The organism is Nostoc sp. DSM 114161, from assembly GCF_052692665.1.
Map to the genome: position 1 here is coordinate 442,789 of NZ_CP195141.1, position 19,614 is coordinate 462,402.

Annotated in this window: 22 protein-coding genes and 1 pseudogene; 9 read left to right on the top strand and 14 right to left on the bottom strand. The window is 42.6% G+C overall.

The window, feature by feature from the left end; all coding sequences use genetic code 11:
- Nucleotides 1–12: 12 nt before the first annotated feature.
- The 6 genes from ureC to NSTC745_RS02015 are packed head-to-tail and all read right to left on the bottom strand — an operon-like array spanning nucleotide 13 to nucleotide 4,543.
- Complete coding sequence (gene ureC, locus NSTC745_RS01990) at nucleotides 13–1,728, bottom strand: urease subunit alpha (protein ID WP_445635658.1); 1,716 nt, start codon at nucleotides 1,726–1,728, stop codon at nucleotides 13–15.
- A 9-nt stretch (nucleotides 1,729–1,737) separates the two neighbouring features.
- Nucleotides 1,738–2,274: a DUF1349 domain-containing protein gene (locus tag NSTC745_RS01995; protein ID WP_445635659.1), complete on the bottom strand. Its 537-nt coding sequence runs from the start codon at nucleotides 2,272–2,274 to the stop codon at nucleotides 1,738–1,740.
- Nucleotides 2,275–2,282: 8 nt separating this feature from the next.
- A complete protein-coding gene (locus NSTC745_RS02000; protein ID WP_445635660.1) occupies nucleotides 2,283–2,588 on the bottom strand; it encodes an urease subunit beta in 306 nt (101 codons plus the stop codon).
- A gap of 10 nt (nucleotides 2,589–2,598) precedes the next feature.
- On the bottom strand, nucleotides 2,599–2,901 hold the full coding sequence (ureA, locus tag NSTC745_RS02005) for an urease subunit gamma (protein WP_445635661.1): 303 nt from the start codon (nucleotides 2,899–2,901) through the stop codon (nucleotides 2,599–2,601).
- The gene (locus NSTC745_RS02010) at nucleotides 2,873–3,760 is read right to left on the bottom strand and encodes an urease accessory protein UreD (RefSeq protein ID WP_445635662.1); all 888 of its coding nucleotides are present in this window, start codon (nucleotides 3,758–3,760) and stop codon (nucleotides 2,873–2,875) included. Before NSTC745_RS02010 ends, ureA begins: the two co-directional genes overlap by 29 nt.
- A complete protein-coding gene (locus tag NSTC745_RS02015) occupies nucleotides 3,761–4,543 on the bottom strand; it encodes a class I SAM-dependent methyltransferase (RefSeq protein ID WP_445635663.1) in 783 nt (260 codons plus the stop codon).
- A 99-nt stretch (nucleotides 4,544–4,642) separates the two neighbouring features.
- On the opposite strand from NSTC745_RS02015, the gene NSTC745_RS02020 reads away from it, so the two are divergent.
- Nucleotides 4,643–5,500, top strand: coding sequence for a ParA family protein (locus NSTC745_RS02020; RefSeq protein ID WP_445635664.1), 858 nt, complete (start codon nucleotides 4,643–4,645; stop codon nucleotides 5,498–5,500).
- On the top strand, nucleotides 5,500–5,919 hold the full coding sequence (locus NSTC745_RS02025) for a hypothetical protein (protein ID WP_445635665.1): 420 nt from the start codon (nucleotides 5,500–5,502) through the stop codon (nucleotides 5,917–5,919). The genes NSTC745_RS02020 and NSTC745_RS02025 overlap by 1 nt, the downstream gene beginning before the upstream one ends.
- 27 nt (nucleotides 5,920–5,946) lie before the next feature.
- On the opposite strand, the pseudogene NSTC745_RS02030 reads toward NSTC745_RS02025, so the two are convergent.
- Nucleotides 5,947–6,048, bottom strand: a pseudogene (locus tag NSTC745_RS02030) (DUF4351 domain-containing protein); the annotation flags it as partial.
- Between the two features lie 116 nt (nucleotides 6,049–6,164).
- On the opposite strand from NSTC745_RS02030, the gene NSTC745_RS02035 reads away from it, so the two are divergent.
- Nucleotides 6,165–6,350 carry a hypothetical protein gene (locus NSTC745_RS02035; protein ID WP_445635666.1) on the top strand — a complete coding sequence of 62 codons (186 nt, stop codon included), beginning with the start codon at nucleotides 6,165–6,167 and terminating at the stop codon, nucleotides 6,348–6,350.
- Nucleotides 6,347–6,547 carry a hypothetical protein gene (locus NSTC745_RS02040; protein WP_445635667.1) on the top strand — a complete coding sequence of 67 codons (201 nt, stop codon included), beginning with the start codon at nucleotides 6,347–6,349 and terminating at the stop codon, nucleotides 6,545–6,547. Before NSTC745_RS02035 ends, NSTC745_RS02040 begins: the two co-directional genes overlap by 4 nt.
- A gap of 99 nt (nucleotides 6,548–6,646) precedes the next feature.
- Here the strand turns inward: NSTC745_RS02040 and groL are convergent, their stop codons facing one another.
- The gene (gene groL / locus NSTC745_RS02045) at nucleotides 6,647–8,281 is read right to left on the bottom strand and encodes a chaperonin GroEL (RefSeq protein WP_445635668.1); all 1,635 of its coding nucleotides are present in this window, start codon (nucleotides 8,279–8,281) and stop codon (nucleotides 6,647–6,649) included.
- 117 nt (nucleotides 8,282–8,398) lie between these two features.
- A complete protein-coding gene (gene groES / locus NSTC745_RS02050) occupies nucleotides 8,399–8,710 on the bottom strand; it encodes a co-chaperone GroES (protein WP_073640427.1) in 312 nt (103 codons plus the stop codon).
- A 352-nt stretch (nucleotides 8,711–9,062) separates the two neighbouring features.
- Between groES and NSTC745_RS02055 the strand changes: the two genes are divergently transcribed.
- From NSTC745_RS02055 to NSTC745_RS02065, 3 genes are all read left to right on the top strand, one after another.
- A complete protein-coding gene (locus tag NSTC745_RS02055; protein WP_445635669.1) occupies nucleotides 9,063–9,518 on the top strand; it encodes a (2Fe-2S) ferredoxin domain-containing protein in 456 nt (151 codons plus the stop codon).
- Between the two features lie 346 nt (nucleotides 9,519–9,864).
- Nucleotides 9,865–10,542, top strand: a complete 678-nt coding sequence (locus NSTC745_RS02060) for a response regulator transcription factor (RefSeq protein WP_012407592.1) — start codon at nucleotides 9,865–9,867, stop codon at nucleotides 10,540–10,542.
- Nucleotides 10,543–11,131: 589 nt separating this feature from the next.
- Nucleotides 11,132–11,473, top strand: a complete 342-nt coding sequence (locus NSTC745_RS02065; protein ID WP_445635670.1) for a hypothetical protein — start codon at nucleotides 11,132–11,134, stop codon at nucleotides 11,471–11,473.
- A 140-nt stretch (nucleotides 11,474–11,613) separates the two neighbouring features.
- On the opposite strand, the gene asnS is transcribed toward NSTC745_RS02065, so the two are convergent.
- Both asnS and NSTC745_RS02075 read right to left on the bottom strand, forming a co-directional pair.
- On the bottom strand, nucleotides 11,614–13,005 hold the full coding sequence (asnS, locus tag NSTC745_RS02070) for an asparagine--tRNA ligase (protein WP_445635671.1): 1,392 nt from the start codon (nucleotides 13,003–13,005) through the stop codon (nucleotides 11,614–11,616).
- Between the two features lie 2 nt (nucleotides 13,006–13,007).
- Entirely contained in the window at nucleotides 13,008–13,370 is a 363-nt protein-coding gene (locus tag NSTC745_RS02075; RefSeq protein WP_445635672.1) for a hypothetical protein, read from the bottom strand.
- Nucleotides 13,371–13,543: 173 nt separating this feature from the next.
- Here NSTC745_RS02075 and NSTC745_RS02080 point away from each other — a divergent pair, with 173 nt between their 5' ends.
- On the top strand, nucleotides 13,544–13,822 hold the full coding sequence (locus tag NSTC745_RS02080; protein WP_445635673.1) for a DUF6439 family protein: 279 nt from the start codon (nucleotides 13,544–13,546) through the stop codon (nucleotides 13,820–13,822).
- A gap of 66 nt (nucleotides 13,823–13,888) precedes the next feature.
- On the opposite strand, the gene NSTC745_RS02085 is transcribed toward NSTC745_RS02080, so the two are convergent.
- Both NSTC745_RS02085 and rlmD read right to left on the bottom strand, forming a co-directional pair.
- Nucleotides 13,889–14,338, bottom strand: coding sequence for an ATP-binding protein (locus NSTC745_RS02085; protein ID WP_445635674.1), 450 nt, complete (start codon nucleotides 14,336–14,338; stop codon nucleotides 13,889–13,891).
- Nucleotides 14,339–14,718: 380 nt separating this feature from the next.
- The gene (gene rlmD, locus NSTC745_RS02090) at nucleotides 14,719–16,134 is read right to left on the bottom strand and encodes a 23S rRNA (uracil(1939)-C(5))-methyltransferase RlmD (protein WP_445635675.1); all 1,416 of its coding nucleotides are present in this window, start codon (nucleotides 16,132–16,134) and stop codon (nucleotides 14,719–14,721) included.
- Between the two features lie 200 nt (nucleotides 16,135–16,334).
- On the opposite strand from rlmD, the gene NSTC745_RS02095 reads away from it, so the two are divergent.
- Nucleotides 16,335–16,820 (top strand): allophycocyanin subunit alpha-B, encoded by a 486-nt coding sequence (locus tag NSTC745_RS02095; protein ID WP_190956056.1) that lies wholly within the window; start codon nucleotides 16,335–16,337, stop codon nucleotides 16,818–16,820.
- A 706-nt stretch (nucleotides 16,821–17,526) separates the two neighbouring features.
- Here the strand turns inward: NSTC745_RS02095 and NSTC745_RS02100 are convergent.
- Nucleotides 17,527–19,512 (bottom strand): beta strand repeat-containing protein, encoded by a 1,986-nt coding sequence (locus NSTC745_RS02100; protein ID WP_445635676.1) that lies wholly within the window; start codon nucleotides 19,510–19,512, stop codon nucleotides 17,527–17,529.
- Between the last annotated feature and the right edge of the window lie 102 nt (nucleotides 19,513–19,614).

Sequence of the window (19,614 nt, forward strand, 5' to 3'; positions counted from 1 at the left end):
ATTGGTCATCGACTAAAACAAAAAGTACCTCTGGGTCATTGGTAAAACTGTTGCAGGTTCGCAAATCAGCAAATTACCATCTGCCCTGACTTCGTAGGTTTCGGGGTCAACTTCAATTTCGGGTAGCGCATCATTCAGCTTCATATCCTGCTTACTCAATTGGCGCGTTCTGGAAACTGCAACTGCTGTTTTTCGTAAACCTAACTGCGTAGGAATTTCCCTTTCTAAAGCTGCTTGGGAAACAAAAGTTAATGATGTGGCGTTCTTCGCACCAGCAAAACTGCCAAACATCGGCCGCATATGCACTGGTTGGGGTGTGGGAATACTGGCGTTAGCATCGCCCATTTGCGACCATGCGATCGTTCCGCCTTTAATCACTATTTCTGGCTTGACGCCAAAAAATGCCGGACGCCATAAACACAAATCTGCTAATTTTCCCTCTTCCACTGAACCCACGTGTTCAGCAATTCCGTGAGCGATCGCTGGATTGATAGTATACTTAGCAACATATCTTTTTGCCCGAAAATTATCTGCTGGTTGCTCAGTTCCTTGTGGGTTAAGAATTCCTCGTTGCAGCTTCATTTTGTGAGATGTCTGCCAGGTGCGAATTATCACTTCGCCCACCCTTCCCATTGCCTGAGAATCAGAAGAAATCATACTAAATGCACCCAAGTCGTGCAAAATATCTTCAGCAGCAATGGTTTCTCGGCGGATGCGGGACTCAGCAAAGGCTACATCTTCCGCGATCGCCGGATCGAGGTGATGGCATACCATCAACATATCCAGGTGTTCGTCTAAAGTGTTGAGGGTGTAAGGACGCGTGGGGTTGGTGGAAGATGGCAAAACGTTGGCTTGACCGCAAACTTTGATGATATCTGGTGCGTGTCCGCCGCCTGCGCCTTCAGTGTGGTAGGTGTGTATGACACGATTCTTAAACGCAGCGATGGTATCTTCCACAAATCCGGCTTCGTTCAGGGTATCGGTATGGATAGCCACTTGAACATCGTATTCATCGGCAACGCTGAGACAAGTATCGATTGCTGCGGGGGTGGTTCCCCAGTCTTCATGCAGCTTTAACCCCATTGCACCGGCGGCTACTTGTTCTACGAGTCCTTGGGGCTGGCTGGCGTTACCTTTACCCAAAAATCCTAAGTTGACGGGAAAAGCATCAGCAGCTTGCAACATCCGATAAATATTCCAAGGGCCTGGAGTGCAGGTAGTGGCGTTTGTTCCTGTAGCGGGGCCAGTACCGCCGCCAATCATGGTGGTGATACCAGAAGCGATCGCCACTTCAATTTGTTGGGGACAAATAAAATGAATATGGGCATCAATACCGCCAGCAGTGAGAATCATACCTTCTCCTGCTAAGGCTTCAGTTCCAGGGCCAATAATAATATCTATATTATTTTGAATATAAGGATTTCCAGCTTTACCAATTTTGAAAATCTTACCATCTTTAATGCCGATATCTGCTTTAATGATACCCCACCAATCGAGGATTAAAGCATTAGTAATTACTAAATCTACAGCGCCATCAGCATTAGAAATAGGGGATTGTCCCATGCCATCTCGAATAACTTTACCGCCGCCGAATTTCACTTCATCGCCGTAAGTGGTGAAATCTTGTTCAACTTCGATGAATAATTCTGTGTCTGCAAGTCGGATGCGATCGCCTACTGTGGGGCCATAGGTTTCGGCGTAAGCGCGGCGGGACATTCTGTAATTCATAACTACTCCCTACAAACTGCGAATTTGGAAATTTTCAAACCTCATCTGAAAACCATTTCCTTCAGGAGAGGCACACATCACACCAACATTTAATGTTTCCACTGGAGTCAAATAAGCAAGTCGCAGCATTGTATACTCGGTTCCATTTAAAGAGTATTCCACCTCTATTGCTGTGCGGCGTCGAGTTACACGTATCCAAATAGCAGAAGGATTTTGCGGCACTGGAATAACAGACCAATCTGAGTAATTACGTGTCACTACTGCACTAATTTGTTGTACGCCATCCACAAATTCAATGCCACATTTTAACCAATTAAATTCATCTGAACGTACCATTAAACCGGCTTGATCGTATAAATCGTGATACTGTCCAGTCACTTGAACTTCTGCAATAAAGTCACCTTCAATTCTTTGATAAAAAAAGTGACCGTTATCTCGAATAAAACCGTAGTGAGTTTCCCGCCAGAAATCTGTTTTTGCTCCGGAAGTGACAGCGATCGCCTCATCTTTTAGTTCCCAAATAGGCGGCTCATTATACCATTCCATTTGCATAATTATAGAGAGCCGTTAATTTTACCGTTGAAACCGTAAACTTGTCGGCTACCAACCAAAGCCACTAACGTCACTTCTTTTTCATCACCTGGTTCAAAGCGAACTGCCGTACCTGCGGGGATATCAAGACGCATTCCTCGCGCTTGTTCTCTATCAAAATTTAAAGCAGCGTTAACTTCATAAAAGTGAAAATGCGAACCGATTTGTATGGGGCGATCGCCTGTATTAGACACTCGCAATTTAATAGTAGGACGACCAACATTGAGTTCAATGTCACCTTCCGGTGTAATAATTTCTCCAGGTATCATAATTAAAAAATTAACGAATTGGATTATGTACTGTAACTAACTTTGTCCCATCAGGAAAAGTTGCTTCCACTTGCACTTCATGTACCATTTCTGGTATTCCTTCTATCACATCATCTCGTGTTAACAACGTTGTGCCATAACTCATCAATTCAGCTACAGTTTGCCCATCTCTTGCACCTTCTAAAATAGCAGCAGAAATATAGGCAACTGCTTCGGGATAATTCAATTTCAAACCTCTTTGTTTACGTCTTTCTGCTAATAAAGCAGCAGTAAAAATTAATAGTTTATCTTTTTCCTGCGGCGTCAGTTGCATTCTTATCTCCCTCTTGGCGGTTAACTTGCCACACTCTTGGTATACAGTTACCACAATTTAAAAAAGAAACTCGTAGCAACTGCCAAACATCAATAAACCAGTTTCTCACCTCAGATGTAGAATCACCGCGATATCGACACAATAATCCATGTTCTAATCTGGTAACACCTGTTTCACCAATACCGTTGGCTAAAACTCGTATTTTTTCCACAATTTCTGGTGAAACTGTATCACCAAGCCAAACTAGACTACCTGTTATTGGTTTTCCCGCCAACCCGTGAAAACTGTAGAAAACTTCTTCGCTAGCTGGTAAATATTGCCGATCTATCCACAAGGGAACGCCTTGTTGCCAAATTTCAGTATGCGATCGCCATTCACCTTGCAAGAATTTCTCTCCTCTAGCACTGCGGCCAAAGCGGGTAATTTCCCAGCCTAAAAAGCTAGCCCCGGTTGCTAATTCTACCCGTAAATCTTGCCGATAAATCGCACTGTTAAATAAAATTGTTTCTTGCGGTAACCATTCTAAACAAGCACCAGCGTCAACTTGTATCTCGATGTTTTGCCTAGCTTGTAAGCCATTACTGCGATATATCTTACTAGCTGCTGCTGTAGTTATTAAAGCGTGTGTATGGGGTTGGAGGTGGATATTAGAGGATAAGCGATCGCCCCCCACAACTCCACCAGCCGTGTGTAAAATTACGCTATGACAAACTTTTTGCCCTTCTGGATAAAATGGGCGTTGCACCTTCAAGGGTGCTTGTTGGTGATTGTAGATTAATTCGGTTGTGTTGTGGCGATCGGCGTAAACTAAATTCAGTTTGCCATGCCAACCTTCTGTAATTTGTGAGTTGCAAGTCATTTAATTAATTGCTTCGCCAAGGTGTACGCTAGTGCGATAGACCAGATACACAAAACCATTTTCATCGCGAAAACGCTGATAAATTTCTTGAAAACTATCAATAAATTTGTTGTCTGCCAAGCTTTCATTAGGTAGATAAGAAACGCTTTTTGCTCGTCCAATAAGTCCAGTTAAATCTAACTGTTGTCTATAAGTAAAAGTATATTCGCGGATGTTGCAAAAATAATGAGTTGCTAAAAGTGGCTCTACTGACTGCATCCTTGATTCTGCTGGGTGATTGTTAGATGCTTCGCGGACTATTCGGCTATATTCTGAGGTGAAAGCATCTTTTTGATCGCGGTTATTCCACACCACAGCTAAACGTCCTAATGGTTTTAAAATGCGATGAAATTCTGATAAGGCTGGTTCTGGATTGAACCAATGGAAAGCTTGAAAACAAGTAACTAAATCAACAGATTTATCCGCAAGTTTGGTAAATTCTGCCGTTCCATCACGAAACTCTAGTAAAGGATGTGGTTCGGCGGCTTCTCTCATAGCTGCATTTGGTTCTATGGCAATGACATTAACTCCACGTTCAGCTAATAATCTTGAACTAATTCCTGTACCCGCACCAATATCTGCTGCTAGAATTTGTGAATTTTTATCTAATCCTTCCAAAATAATATCAATTACATCTGAGGGGTAGCTTGGTCGGTATTTTACATAATCTTCTGCTCTATCAGAAAATCGGTTGAGTGGGTTTAGGGTATGTAGGGGAGTTGTTTCAGAATGACTTTGGCTCATAGATTTTTAGACAAAAGAAAAAATTAACCTGTTACTTGAGCATATTTCCAGGGAAACATAGAACTGTAGCCCATGAAATGTGTAAGTCTACCAGAAATTATGACAGCTAAAGTGATAAGTATTTGCAACCTCAAGGGTGGAGTTGGCAAAACTACCATCGTCATGGCATTAGCGGAATATTTAGCAGGGGATACCATGTATGGTAAGCGTGTACTGGCTATCGATCTCGATCCTCAAAGTAATTTGACTAGTGCTTTAATGTCAGAAGAGGTTTGGGAAAAAGAATTTGAACGTAAAAAATTAACATTGCCTTATTTATTTAAAGATCCTGAGTATTTTTTAGAAAATGTTCAGAACGAAAATTTTATAGTTAAAGAAAAGATTTCAAATGTTAGAAACAGAAATTCTTTTGCCCACTTACATTTAATACCTAGCAGCCCAAGGCTATTTGAAATACAAGAAGAATTACCACCAGGTTATTATTCTTTTAACTTTAAACCTGTTGAGCTTATTCGTAAAATTATTAAACCATTATTGAATAAATATGACTATATTTTAATAGACTATGCCCCAAATATTAACACAGTAGTTAAAAGTGCATTTCTAGCTAGCAACGCTTGTATAATCCCTTGCGTACCAAACCGAATGTCAATTCATGGATTAGATTTATTACTTGAACACATTGAAAAGTTTAATAGAGATTATGTACATAACTTAAAAGCAGTAGGAACATTAATTTCTCGCTATAACCGAACTATAGCCCAAAGTGAAAATTTAAACTCTATTATTGTCAATCCTTTCTATCCGCCAGTTTTTGAAACTAAAATTTTAGAAAGAGCAAAAATTGCAGAAGGATTAGAATTGAATAATTATTTGACATATAAACAAAAGTATGACGATTCTCATGATTCTATGGTGAAGTTAGCTAAAGAATTTATGCAAAGAGTAGGTAGATAATGGAAGCATCACAAATTGCGAACTTATTAAGAGCGATCGCAGAAGTTATAGAATCCGATCCTAAGCTTGCCAAGGCTGTAGAAAAATGTCTAACTAACACTTTAAATGCTCAAAAAAGTAAAGATTCATCTGAGGCAACGCCAAAGGAGTCAGACGCTAGTAAAACTCTAGAAAATGGAGATATTATCCTAACTGAATGTCGGCAAGTTTTACGCGAACAGGGTGAAGAAGAGTTGAGGCTTTACTTAACTAAGCTAGGAGAACAGGTTAGAGAATTATTGAAACATGGTCAACTCGATCCAAAACGCTCTATACGTCGCCGAAAAGATTTGAATAGTATTATTGAGCATATTATTCAAAAATTACAAGCTCAAGATAAAAGTGGAAAACTACTTGCAGCCTCAATCTCGAAAAGATGATGCATCTTTAAAAGTAAATTGTTATTATTAATTCCTCTCTTGTTGCTCTTTCCAAGCTATCAAATCAGCCACTTCCGAAAAATCAAGTAGTTCTTTTCCCAAGTCCTCTAATTGTTCAGCAGATAAATTACAGACTCTTTCATTTTAATTTAGATACCTCATAATCAGTTTCAATTCATTTAAATCTCCTTAATTTCCAAACGTTTTATTGTAGAATTTTTAGAGTTAATAGAGTTTAGGTTTTCATGGAGCCAACAGAACTACAGTATCTCGTTCTCAATGCTTTAGAAACTCTAGGACTGCTTGAGGGAATGTTTTATGATGATGAGAGAGGACTTTACTATATCACCACTCCTAGTCCAGTTTTACCTACAGCACTCCTTTTGCAAAATGGCGAAATAGCTCCTATTTCATGGGCATCAGAACTATGAAAGAACCAACAGTATTGTTAAAACAAAAGTATCAAAGGCTTAGAGAAATTTTTGCACTTGCTCGACAAAGATATCTAGAAGCAGGCGGCGATCCTCGTCGTCCAACTGATAATCGTTATTTAACCAATGAAGAGAAACAAGAAGCTTTTGAAATAGGAGTCCAGGTTTTCGGGGTTCAAGAAAACCAAACTAAATAGAAATCTTAATTTTAAGTTAAGCAATTCGCTCTATGCGATAAAAAACAGCCGCCTCCACTAGGAAAGCAGCTGTTTTTATAAATAACGGACTACAGAGTATTAGTAATCGAAGTCGCCACCAGCACCAGCACCAGCAGCAGGAGCGCCATCTTTAGGCTCAGGCTTGTCAACTACAATACATTCGGTTGTCAACACCATACCAGCGATGGAAGCAGCATTTTGCAGAGCAGAACGAGTTACTTTCGCAGGGTCAACAATACCAGCACTCAACAAATCGACAAATTCGTTAGTTGCAGCATTGTAGCCAACGCTGAATTCCTTCTCTTTGACGCGCTCAGCAATTACAGCACCATTTTGACCAGCGTTTTCCGCAATTCTCTTCAAAGGTGCAGGTAAAGCACGAGCCACAATCAACGCACCAATCAACTCTTCACCTGTGAGGTTGCTGTTAGCCCAAGTTTCTAAATCAGGAGCTAAGTGAGCGAGAGTTGTACCGCCACCAGGAACGATACCTTCTTCCACAGCAGCTTTGGTAGCGTTGATAGCGTCTTCTAGGCGCAGTTTCTTGTCTTTCATTTCGGTTTCGGTGGCTGCTCCCACTTTCACCACAGCGACACCGCCGGAAAGTTTAGCAAGACGCTCTTGCAGTTTTTCTTTGTCGTAGGAAGATTCGGTTTCTTCGATTTGACGACGAATTTGTTCTACACGAGCTTTAACTCCAGCTTCGTTACCTTCGGCAACAATTGTGGTGTTGTCCTTGGTGATGGTGATACGGCGAGCTTTACCCAAGCTATCTAACTTGGTGTTATCAAGCTTCAAACCAGCATCTTCGGTGACTAATTGACCGCCAGTTAATACAGCGATATCTTCTAGCATAGCTTTGCGGCGATCGCCAAAGCCAGGAGCCTTAACAGCAGCAACATTCAGTACACCGCGCAAACGGTTTACAACCAAGGTTGCCAAAGCTTCTTTTTCGATATCTTCAGCAATAATCACCAAAGGACGACCAGCACGAGCTACTTGCTCTAATACTGGTACGAGGTCTTGCACCAAAGCAATTTTCTTATCGGTCAACAGGAGGAAAGGCTCGTCGAAAACCGCTTCCATCCGTTCTGGGTCGGTGGCAAAATAAGGAGAGATATAGCCCTTATCAAAGCGCATCCCTTCTGTAATTTCCAACTCGGTGGTCATAGATTTCCCTTCTTCTAGGGAAATTACGCCTTCCTTGCCCACCTTGTCCATAGCTTGGGCAATCATTTGGCCGACTTCTTCGTCGTTACCAGCCGAGATTGCACCAACTTGGGCAATAGCTTTGGAATCTTCCACCGGACGGGCGTGTTCAGCAATTTTATCTACGAGGTAGCTGGTAGCTTTATCAATACCGCGCTTCAACAAAATCGCATTAGCACCAGCCGCAACGTTCCGCAAGCCTTCTTTGACAATCGCATGAGCTAAAACGGTGGCAGTGGTGGTGCCATCGCCCGCAGCATCGTTGGTCTTAGAAGCAGCTTGACGAATCAGAGCTACACCAGTGTTTTCAATGTGGTCTTCTAATTCGATTTCTTTGGCGATGGTTACACCGTCGTTAACAATTTGCGGTGCGCCAAATTTCTTTTCTAGGACAACGTTCCGACCTTTGGGGCCAAGGGTAACAGCTACAGCCTCAGCCAGGATATCAATGCCTCGCTCAAGGGCGCGACGGGCGTTTTCGTTGTAGATAATGCGCTTTGCCATAAATATCTAAATCCAAGGAGTAAGTCAATTTTTTTTGAATTGGGCATTGGCCAAACAGGGCATTGGGCATCGGGAAAACTCTTTCCTATTTCCCATCCCCTATTCCCCACTCGCCTGTTAGATAACGACTGCTAAAATATCTTTTTCAGAAAGCAGTACATATTCTTCAGTACCGAGTTTGATATCAGTACCGGCGTACTTAGAGTACAGAACCTTATCACCGACTTTAATTTCCAATTCTTGACGGCTACCGTCGTCATTACGCTTGCCAGGGCCAAGGGCGACTACTTCGCCTACTTGGGGCTTTTCTTTGGCGGTATCGGGCAAATACAGACCACCTGCGGTCTTTTCTTCAGAGGCGCTCACTTTTACGAAAACGCGATCGCCCAAAGGTTTTACTGTAGAAACGGTTAGAGATATTGCTGCCATATGATTTTCTCCAGAGTTAGCACTCTCAACTCCTGAGTGCTAATCTACCCAAAAGCAGCGTCCAATGGCAAGAATTTCTTAAGTACGGGTTCCCGAACTAGAATCGCTGGGGTGTACTTAAGTATAAATGCTTAATTATTTTTATCCTTCGGGTTCTGTTCCGGAAGCTACGAATATTTTTATAGGGAATAGGGCATGGGAGATGACGAGATAGGGAGAATAATTATTAACTCCTAACTCCTAACTCCCTGTTTGCCCAATGCCCAATCCCCAATGCCCCATTCCCCATCTCAGTAAACTTTATTTGCAAAGCTTGGAAATTGTTATAGAACTGTAATCAGGGAGCCGCTCGATGAGTAACAATAAAGTGATCCAGAAAAGCCATCAAATCCCGAAAACCACCAAGCCTCTTGAACATAAAGCCCTGAGTAATTGTGTAGAAAGTTCAGGAGTGCCAAAAATTCAGCAACATATTTTTATTTGTGCTGACCAAACAAGCCCTAACTGCTGTTCAAAACCAGCCAGTTTGGAATCTTGGGAGTACTTAAAAGAGCGACTTAAAGAGCTAAAACTCGACAAGCCGCAAGCAAGTCATCCCATTTGCGTTTTTAAAACTAAAACCAATTGCTTGCAGGTTTGTGGTTCTGGACTCATAATGGTGGTCTATCCTGATGGCGTCTGGTATCGCCAAGCAAACTCGGAAGTTATTGAGCGGATCGTTCAAGAACACTTAATAGGCATAATGGTGGTTGAAGAATATGCATTTTTAACCCATCTTTTGCCAGAAACTTCCCTAGTTTCTTGTTAACATCTCATAGAGGCTTAACAGCGCAAGGATATGTTATAGCAGTAAGCTTTTAGAAAGTGCGGGTTGGTTTTGAGGTAGGGTCATCTTTAAGCCAATACTTAACTAGTGAGTCAGAAGGATTATTATTTTATCAGTGTTTTTTACCCCGCCCCTTTCAAAGCGATATATAATAGCGCATTATAGATACTACTGCTATACGTATCCTTGCTGGACTTTTGCTATCGAGCTAGTAGTCTCTTGAAAGTGCTCGGCATTTTTGAGACTTGAGACAGCAAAGGCAAGTTAAGTAGGCAAAAGGACAACATCTCACATAAACCACCATAGAGGATAAATATTCAAGACTTTGATGGACCGAAGCGCGACAAGTGCCACTGCTATGAAAGAGCCCAGCATGAAAGATCACAAACGACTTCTATTGATTGATGATGACCCTAACCTCATCTTGCTGGTGAAGGATTACTTAGAATTCCGAGGATATGAAGTCATCACCGCCGAAAATGGACGCGAAGCTCTGGAAATTTTAGAGCAAGATGTTCCAGACATGATCATCTGCGATGTGATGATGCCGGAAATGGACGGATATACTTTTGTGGAACAAGTCCGGCAAAACGAACGCACCAGTTGGATTCCAGTTCTTTTCCTTTCAGCAAAAGGACAAAGTGCAGACCGAGTTAAAGGTCTAAACAAAGGTGCTGATGTTTATATGGTCAAGCCCTTTGAACCAGAAGAACTCGTAGCCCAAGTTGAGTCCTCGCTGAAGCAAACTATCCGTTGGAAAGAACACCAAGCAAAAGGAGGCGAAAACGGTTCCCGCATCCAAGTTCCCTTTGATGTGCAGTTAACCCCAACTGAACTGAAAGTAGTCCAGTTTGTTGCTAGGGGTTTAGCTAACCGAGAAATTGCTGAAGAACTCAACGTTAGTCAGCGTACAGTTGAAAGCCATGTGTCCAACATGTTGGGCAAAACCAATCTCCACAACCGCACTGAACTAGCGCGGTGGGCGATTGAAAATCAAATGGCATAAATCCAGTTAGGAGTTAAAAGTTAAGAGTTATGAATTTTTTAACTCCTAACTCCTAACTTCTAACTAAATTTACTAGCCATCTTCCTCAGGATTGGGTTGATGCAAATTTTATAAATCCAGTTCATCTAGCAAGGTTAAAGCGCTTTTTATCTGGTAAGTTGTTCATCGTAGTTCAAAGTCGAAACAACTGTATTTTGGTATGTTTGCGCTTACCTCAGCAGAGCAATAATAATTATGAAGCAATAGTGAAAAACCAGTGTGAAATGCCTGGTTACCTCATTCAAATCTTTGGGAATGCGAACCGGAATCAGAGTTTAGGTGCATCTATTATTTAAAATATCTGTAATTGCTATTCTAGGTTCCTATTCGATACTCAATGCAAACCAGGAATCTAGATAAAGATGAAGAATTGCTCATATTATAGTAGCAACTAGTTAAATACTTCTTTTATATTTATCTTAAATCTAATTAAATATCAACAATCTTTAGGGGTACAACGAACGTTGTGCCTCTGCTTTTTTATATGGATTTGGAAACTGATAAATTCTCTTTCCAAACTTTTAGACATTAAATTAAAGCGTGTAGGCTGTTGTTCGTAAACTTAGGTTGGGTTAAGCAAGATGAAAAAGCAGTTGAAGTGATTAGCGATCGCCAGCTACAAAGAAACATAGCTGCCGCCAGTGGTATTCTAGCAGGCTTGGTGTTAAATAAAAATGTAATTAACAAGATTTTAAGGAGTGAGATGATGCGCGAATCAGTCATTTATCAACAAATCCTAGAAGAAGGCAAAGCCAAAGGTAAAACAGAAACAATAAGAAAGTTGGCTTTAAATTTGTTGCGAATTGGAATGAGCTTAGAACAAATTGCTCAAGTTACTGAATTATCTATTGAGCAAATTCAAGTTTTACAACAAGAAATTCAAAAATCTTAGTTTTCATTCATCGCTTGATAAAATACCCCTCTATACAAATAAAACCTGCATTCGCAGGTTTTAAAGTTTTTATTAGTTCATCACATTGACTTAGTTTGTATAGAAGGGATTTCTAATCACCTGGTTTTCAACTTCTGAAACTAAAACTCAGCACTTTGCGGTGTACGCGGGAAGGGAATTACATCACGAATATTTGCCATTCCGGTGATGAATTGTACGAGTCGTTCAAAACCCAAACCAAAACCAGCGTGAGGGACAGTACCATATCGACGCAAATCGAGATACCACCATAAATCTTCTGGCTTCATTCCTTGCGCTATTACCCGACGTTCTAGAACTTCTAAGCGTTCTTCCCGTTGGGAACCACCAATAATTTCGCCAATTTTCGGCGCGAGAATATCCATTGCGCGGACGGTTTTTTCATCGTCGTTCAAGCGCATATAAAAAGCTTTAATTTTCGCTGGATAATCTGTGACGATTACTGGCTTTTTAAATAATTGTTCGGCTAGGTAACGTTCGTGTTCTGATTGCAAATCTAAGCCCCAGCTGACAGGATATTCAAATTTAATATCGGCTTTTTCTAAAAGTGCGATCGCTTCAGTATAAGTTAAGCGCTCAAATTGATTATTGATAATATTATCGGCTGTTGCCAACACAGAATTATCAATGCGCTGGTTGAAAAATTCCATGTCTTCTGGGCAAGTTTCCAAAACATAATTAAAGATATGTTTGAGAAACGCCTCAGCTAAATCCATGTCGCCTTCTAAGTCACAAAAAGCCATTTCTGGCTCAACCATCCAAAATTCTGCTAAGTGACGCGAAGTATTGGAATTTTCTGCACGGAAAGTAGGGCCAAATGTGTAGACGTTACTAAACGCCATCGCCATGATTTCCGCTTCCAACTGGCCGCTAACTGTTAAATATGTAGGTTTAGCAAAAAAGTCTTGGCTATAATCTACCCCTTGATTATCTGTGCGGGGAATATTTTTTAAATCCAAAGTAGTAACGCTAAAAAGTTCGCCTGCGCCTTCACAATCGCTAGCAGTGATGATGGGTGTGTGTACCCACAAAAAACCTCTTTCTTGGAAGAATTGGTGGATTGCCGCGGAACAAGCATTCCTGACGCGGAAAACTGCACCAAAAGAATTAGTACGCGATCGCAAATGTCCAATGGTTCGCAGAAACTCAAAGGAATGACGCTTCTTTTGCAGGGGATATGTATCGGGATCGGCTTCTCCGTGCACTTTTATAGATTCTGCTTTCAACTCAATTCGCTGTCCTTTACCCAAAGAAGCTACCAACACGCCAGCGACCTCAACAGCAGCACCGGTATTCAGCTTTTTCAAAATAGCTTCATAATCTGGCAAATCCTGATTGATGACGACTTGCAAATTAGCTAGCGATGAGCCGTCATTAACTTCGATAAAAGCAAATCCTTTGGACTCGCGTTTTGTCCTCACCCAGCCTTGAACTAGGATAGACTCATCAGGTTGACCACTTCGCAATATTTCTGCAATCCGTCGATTTATCATATTTACCCAGCATAAGACTTTAATATCCAGCCTATGATAACGCCCATTCCACCAAAGCGGACGGCCTGCCAGAAAGGTTTTTTGAGACTACGCCAAGAAAACAACTGGCTTTCTAAGTTTATTTCTAGCATTTCCAACTGCTGTTTGATTTGCCGTAACTCTGCTTTAATTTCTGGTGTCTGGGATTTATGGCGCTTTAATTGCTCCTGACGCTGTTGCAATTGAGCTTTTTGCTGACGATCGCGCTTTAGTTGCTCGTAACGTTCTCTCAAGGATAAAAGCGATCGCTCTACTTCCTCGATTTCTTGTTCTAAATCTGGTTCCGGATTTTCCCCTGGCGGTTGTGATTGTTGAGACGGCTTCATTTACAAGTAGTAAACTAAGATTAAAAGTCAATTGTCATTTGTCATTTGTCATTTGTCATTAGTCATCAGTCTTTTGTTCAATGCCCAATGACGGCAGTTGCTCCACTTAGGGAGACCCCAAGACCGCACTGCCTCGCCAATGACAATTGAAAATTGACAAAGGACTTTATATTATGTCTCAATCTGCACAACTGCCGAAAACCAGTCAACTGAATGAATTTAGTACTTTAGAACTAGCCCAAGCTCTAATGCAAAGACTAAGCATCTCTCCTGAGGATTGGCATCGCCTCAAGTCCAACCGCAATTCCCGCGCCAGCGAACAAGTAGCCGCAGCTGTTGTTTATCTTTTAAACAATCAGCCACAAGAAGCCCAAGCCAGACTAGAACAAGCACTAGGCTGGCTAAATCGCTCTATTTCTGCTCCTCCCTGTCCAACTCACGGAAAAAGTTAGCAATTAGGAGTGATAAGTTATAAAGTTTTAAACTCCTAACTCCTAACTCTTAACTCCTAACTACAACTACCGTCGCAGAGATAGTCCGCGACGATTTTCCATTTGTTTACAAAGCCTTAATTCTGTACCCTTGCGATTCCACTCTACCCGATCGAAAATTTGATGTAGAAGACATAGACCACGACCACTTTCTGCTTCATCTGGTGGTAGATAGTCTGTTGGTTCTTCATCAGTAATAGGTGAGGGAGTAAAGCCGCTACCTTGGTCTGAAATTATCCACCAATATTGATTATCTATTAAGGAAAAACGTACTACAACTCTTTTACTCGGATCGAGATTATTGCCATGTTTAGCTGCGTTTACTAGGGCTTCTTGAAGTCCTAGACGCAGTTCTGATTGTAATTTTGCTGGAATTTCTGCCAACAATAAATCTAATATGGGACAAAGGTAGAGGGTTGAGGCAAAACTAATCGTGCCCCAATAACGTCCAACTGGACGGAGCGAAATAGTAATCACAAGAGAAACCCCATAGCTTTCAGTTAGCTAGACATCAGTTTGGTGTCACAGGCACCCTGATAAAAATTGAGGTGGTCATGCTGCCTTCAAACTTGCGTCTTTAAAACTAAATTTTGAAAATGCTAGGGAGCATTGACTATATGAATGAGTTGGAATTGGTCGGATATATAACGGCTGTAATAAATTTGATAAAGGAATGAGCAACTTAATAAAGTGCGATTAATTTCATTGAGTATTGAGATACTCTAGTTAATTGCCGATTTGCAATTTACACAATCCCATTCATACTTTTAGGAGTCGATGCAACTTTAATTTCTTTAAACAAAATGAATTTCTATTTTTAGCTTAATTCGATTTTAGCATTGTTAGTATGCACTAGACTACAAATTTGAAATTTCAATTTTTTTAAAGAAATCAGCATCCTTATCCAAATGTGATAGCACAAGAAAGGCAGCAGCTTCCACATGAGCAGTTTGGGGAAAAAAATCAGCAGGTTGTACCCGTGCGATCTTATATTGCCCATCTTGACAGAGTAATTTCAGGTCGCGGGCGAGGGTGGCTACTTTACAGCTGACGTAAACAATCCTATATGGTTTCAATTGCCGTAAAGTGTCTATGACACCGCGATCGCAACCTTTACGTGGGGGATCGAGAATTACGACCTCTGGTATTGTGCCCATTTTTGGCAGCAATTTCTCAACTGCGCCGACTTGGAATGTTACGTTATTAATTTCATTGCGCTCGGCATTCAAAATCGCTTGTTCCACAGCTGCTGGTTGGACTTCTAAACCTATGGCTTGACGCGCTTGTTTGGCGAGGGGCAAAGTTAAAGTACCGATACCACAGTAGGCATCAACTAGAAATTCATGCCCTTGAAGATTGAGTTCTGACTGAATTACGTCCAATAATGCCTCTGCTGTTTCTGTATAAACTTGGAAAAATGTATCTGGGCGCACTTTAAATTCCAGTCCAGCAAATTGTTCGCGCAGGTGGGGTACTCCAGCGATGCAACGGGTTTCTACTCCAAAGATAGCATTTGTGCGATCGCCATTGCGATTCAGGCATACTCCCATTAACTGCGGATAACGCTTTAACCATTCCTGGGCTTGGGTTGCAATTTCTGGTAAATTCCAGTCCTTAACCACTAAAGTCAGCAACATTTCGCCAGTATGGCGGCCGATGCGTAAACTCAAATGGCGAATTTGCCCAAGGTGGCGATGTTCGTCGTAAATTTGCCAACCCCGCTGTTGGATATCCTGCTTAACTTCAGCAAGCATTGGATTTAAACGCGAGTCTTGGACTGGACATTGATTTAAGTTGATTAATTGGTGACTACCTTTTTGGTAGTAACCAGCTTGTACTTGTCCTGTTGCCGATTTGCCTAGAGGATAAGTAGATTTATTTCGGTAACCGAAACCAGAACCGACAGCCAGTACTGGATCTACTGGTGGTTGAGTAAAACCGCCAATGCGCTCCATTGCTTGGATGACTTGATTTTGCTTAGCTACAAGCTGGTAATCATAATTAATATGCTGCCACTGGCAACCACCACATTTGTCAGCCACAATACAGCTAGGGCGGATGCGATGGGGAGATGGTTGCAATAGCTCCTGTAGCTTAGCGTGGGCATATTTGGGTTTAACATGTACTAAACGGACAATAGCGCGATCGCCTGGTACAGTATCCGGGACAAATACTACACGTTCATTAGCACGTCCCACACCATCGCCAGTATCGCTGAGATCGGCGATGGTTACTTCAATTAATTCACCTTGTTGCCAAATCATTTTAGTCATTAGTCATTAGTTATTAGTCATTAGTCAAGCAGAGCAAGCAGAACATGGATTATGAATTATTCTCCCCATCTCCCCACCTCCCCATCTCCTCATCTCCTCATCTCCCCATCTCCCCATCTCCCCACTCCCCACTCCCCCTTCACTTGTGTACCTCAGACTCGCTAAACTAGCAGATAATATTTAAGGTGATTTCAATCATCATGACTGTAATTAGCCAAGTTATTCTCAAAGCTGACGACGAACTGCGTTATCCCAGCAGTGGCGAACTTAAAAATATCAAAGACTTTTTGCAAACCGGTGTACAACGGACGCGCATTGCTGCTACGTTAGCTGAAAATGAAAAAAAGATAGTCCAGGAAGCAACCAAACAACTTTGGCAAAAGCGTCCTGACTTTATCTCTCCTGGTGGTAATGCTTACGGGGAACGTCAACGGTCTCTATGTATCCGTGATTTTGGCTGGTACTTACGCCTAATTACTTATGGTGTACTTGCCGGCGACAAAGAGCCAATTGAAAAAATCGGCTTGATTGGTGTGCGCGAAATGTACAACTCATTGGGCGTTCCCGTACCTGGAATGGTAGAAGCTATCAGTTCCCTCAAAACAGCCGCCCTTGGCTTACTGAGTGCGGAAGATGCTGCGGAAGCTGGGCCATACTTTGATTACATCATTCAAGCGATGTCTTGATACAAAGTCTGTGCCGATCTAAGAGATACTTTTGCTCTACTAGAGTGAGTGTAAAATTTTAGCACTCCATAGGCATAAGATTACCAATTCCATCTTAACTTCCCCACATTTGGTAGTGGCTATGGCTAAATCTCTGTCAAGTTACCAACCAGTTGTGGGGAAATTTTATTTGATTATGGGGCATGAGGAGACGGGGAGCAAAGGCGCAGGGGGCAGGGAAGCAGGGGGGCAGGGGAGATGGGGAAGTGTGGGGAGGGTGGGGGGAAAGATTTCTTCCTCATCCTCCCCACACTTCCCACACCTCCCACACCTCCCTCTCTTCCCACACTTCCTGCTTGCCAATGCCCAATGCCCAATGCCCAATGACTAATGACTAAAAACAAAAAACCGACAGTCTTTGATAAAGGCTGTCGGTAATTAGTGTGTTCCCTATTAATGACTCGGCTAGAGTTCAGTTGTCCTTAATTATGCCTAGCTGGCGATCGCGATGAGACGATCCTAATCATCTATAAGTGTGATTGTCGTCACTCGATTGTTACTACTAAGCTGCATATACCCAAGAAATCACTGATTTATAGTCAATCTATGCAAGTTTAGAGCTAAGAGTATATACGCTGGTAGATATTTTTTCAGCTTAAGAGAAAATAACGCCAATTAGACTAGGGGGTAAAACATCAGATAGACGAATTCACAAACTCATGCCCTCTCAAGCCAAACTGTTGTAAGACAAAGAGCTATCTGCAAAGATAAATTTATCGAAGCCAGTCGTAGATAAGCTAATCAGGTTTCCATTGTTGTTAAAACTGATGTTAGCAGGATTAAGGGTAGTGCCAGAAATAACACCAGATACAACCACTTGAGAGCGATTAAAAGCTGTCAAATCGAGGGTGTCAAAACCGTCGCCGCCATCAACAGTTCCAGCACCGAAGCCTTTGAAGTAGTCATCCCCAGCGTTCAGAGCAATCTTGATGCCACCACCGATAGTAACTTTTTGTTGAACTCCATCTAGGATACTGGTAGCGATAACTTTGTCATTGCCATTGCCAGTCTTAATGGTTCCTTTTCCGTAAATACCGTAGGCTGTACCGCCGATGGTTGCTGTAGCCTGTCCGGTAAGAATGTCAGAATCATTGCCAGTATCAATAACTCCATCGTTGACGATTCCATATACGCTGGCATTTATTCCAGAACTGTTGCCATAACCGATAATCGCGTCTTTGCCTAACCCTGTGGAAATGATGCCGTCTTTAGTGTTCTCAATACCAGTCCCAGTACCAGCGTTGCCGCTGGAAATCTCGCCCTCACCGCTGATACCGCCAGTACCTGTACCTGCGATCGTGTCTTCCCCTTCTTTGGTATTTAGTTCGCCACTGTTGGTGATGCCAGTCCCATTACCGCCGTTGCCAGTGAAAAGTCCATCCCCAGAGTTGCCGCCACTACCAGTACCTGTTATCGCGTCATTTCCGTCCTCTGTATTCAAACTGCCGCTGTTAGCGATGCCTGTCCCACTACCACCATTGCCGCTGTCGATGACATTGCCACCAGAGTTGCCGCCAGTACCAGTACCAGCGATCGTATCTTTTTTGCACCCTGTATTCAAACTGCCACTGTTGTTGATGCCAGTCCCAGTACCACCGTTACCACTACCTTCGGTGTCAGCACCGCCGCTTGTACCGCCTGTACCGATGCCTGCGATCGCGTCTTCTCCATCGTTAGTGTGCAGTTTGTAACTGTTGCTGATGCCGATCCCAACTCCACCATCCCTGCCTCGGAAGTCGTTGGTATCGCCACCCTTGCCACCAGCACCAGTACCAGCGATCGTGTCTTTTCCGTTTCCTGCATTTAGAATGCCATTGTTAGCAATGCCTGTTCCTGTTCCACCGCTTTTACCATCCTCTATCTCTGCGACATCACCGCCATTGCCGCCAGTACCAATACCACTAATCGTGTCTTCTCCATCCCCTGCATTCAAAGTACCACTATTAGTGATGCCTGTCCCAGCACCACCGTTTCCGCCCTGGTCTCCGCGGCTGGCGCCCACGCCGCCAGTGCCTTTCCCGATAATCGTGTCGCTTCCCTTGCCTGTATTAAAAGTGCTACTCTTGGCGATGTCGATCCCAGTACCACTACCACCGAAACCGTTGACGAAGCCAGTAGTACCAGCGCCACCAATACCAGTGCCAATAATGGTGTCGTTTCCGTCTCCTGCATTAAAAGTGCCACTGTTAGCGATGCCTGTTCCGGTTCCACCATTGCTGCCGTCGCCATCGAACTTGAGGCGATCGCCACCGTTACCGCCAGTACCAGTACCAGTAATTGTGTCATCTCCGTACCCGGTATCCAGTTTGCCAGTATTGCTGATGCCGATGCCAGCACCACCGACGCCGGGAATGCCCTGAATCTCCGCGGTGGCACCTTTACCGCCAGTACCGATGCCAGTAATCGTATCTTTTCCATTCCCTGCATTCAGACGACCGCGGTTGGCAATGCCAGTTCCAGTACCGCCTTTAGTAGAGCCGCCAATACTGCCAGCACCCGTACCCTTAATGGTGTCATTCCCTGAGTCTGTAGAAATTAAGCCTCCAGTTAAAATATCGATACCTATGGCCACAGATACATTTAACTGTTCGCCGATCAAACTATCGGAACCAGCAGTGCCAATAAAATTGGGTGGAAAGGTAAGTCTAGGCATAAGTAAAATCCTCTCAATTAGGTTATTAAGGCCACTTTGCTCATTTAGATGAGCAGTCTTTTAAAAAATTTCCAAATTGTTTCTCCAAAAGCCATTGATTTA

Excerpts from the sequence above, each read along its gene's own strand:
- ureC (WP_445635658.1), bottom strand. The coding sequence starts at position 1,728 with ATGAATTACAGAATGTCCCGCCGCGCTTACGCCGAAACCTATGGCCCC.
- NSTC745_RS01995 (WP_445635659.1), bottom strand. The coding sequence starts at position 2,274 with ATGGAATGGTATAATGAGCCGCCTATTTGGGAACTAAAAGATGAGGCG.
- NSTC745_RS02000 (WP_445635660.1), bottom strand. The coding sequence starts at position 2,588 with ATGATACCTGGAGAAATTATTACACCGGAAGGTGACATTGAACTCAAT.
- ureA (WP_445635661.1), bottom strand. The coding sequence starts at position 2,901 with ATGCAACTGACGCCGCAGGAAAAAGATAAACTATTAATTTTTACTGCT.
- NSTC745_RS02010 (WP_445635662.1), bottom strand. The coding sequence starts at position 3,760 with ATGACTTGCAACTCACAAATTACAGAAGGTTGGCATGGCAAACTGAAT.
- NSTC745_RS02015 (WP_445635663.1), bottom strand. The coding sequence starts at position 4,543 with ATGAGCCAAAGTCATTCTGAAACAACTCCCCTACATACCCTAAACCCA.
- NSTC745_RS02020 (WP_445635664.1), top strand. The coding sequence starts at position 4,643 with ATGACAGCTAAAGTGATAAGTATTTGCAACCTCAAGGGTGGAGTTGGC.
- NSTC745_RS02025 (WP_445635665.1), top strand. The coding sequence starts at position 5,500 with ATGGAAGCATCACAAATTGCGAACTTATTAAGAGCGATCGCAGAAGTT.
- NSTC745_RS02035 (WP_445635666.1), top strand. The coding sequence starts at position 6,165 with ATGGAGCCAACAGAACTACAGTATCTCGTTCTCAATGCTTTAGAAACT.
- NSTC745_RS02040 (WP_445635667.1), top strand. The coding sequence starts at position 6,347 with ATGAAAGAACCAACAGTATTGTTAAAACAAAAGTATCAAAGGCTTAGA.
- groL (WP_445635668.1), bottom strand. The coding sequence starts at position 8,281 with ATGGCAAAGCGCATTATCTACAACGAAAACGCCCGTCGCGCCCTTGAG.
- groES (WP_073640427.1), bottom strand. The coding sequence starts at position 8,710 with ATGGCAGCAATATCTCTAACCGTTTCTACAGTAAAACCTTTGGGCGAT.
- NSTC745_RS02055 (WP_445635669.1), top strand. The coding sequence starts at position 9,063 with ATGAGTAACAATAAAGTGATCCAGAAAAGCCATCAAATCCCGAAAACC.
- NSTC745_RS02060 (WP_012407592.1), top strand. The coding sequence starts at position 9,865 with ATGGACCGAAGCGCGACAAGTGCCACTGCTATGAAAGAGCCCAGCATG.
- asnS (WP_445635671.1), bottom strand. The coding sequence starts at position 13,005 with ATGATAAATCGACGGATTGCAGAAATATTGCGAAGTGGTCAACCTGAT.
- NSTC745_RS02075 (WP_445635672.1), bottom strand. The coding sequence starts at position 13,370 with ATGAAGCCGTCTCAACAATCACAACCGCCAGGGGAAAATCCGGAACCA.
- NSTC745_RS02080 (WP_445635673.1), top strand. The coding sequence starts at position 13,544 with ATGTCTCAATCTGCACAACTGCCGAAAACCAGTCAACTGAATGAATTT.
- rlmD (WP_445635675.1), bottom strand. The coding sequence starts at position 16,134 with ATGACTAAAATGATTTGGCAACAAGGTGAATTAATTGAAGTAACCATC.
- NSTC745_RS02095 (WP_190956056.1), top strand. The coding sequence starts at position 16,335 with ATGACTGTAATTAGCCAAGTTATTCTCAAAGCTGACGACGAACTGCGT.
- NSTC745_RS02100 (WP_445635676.1), bottom strand. The coding sequence starts at position 19,512 with ATGCCTAGACTTACCTTTCCACCCAATTTTATTGGCACTGCTGGTTCC.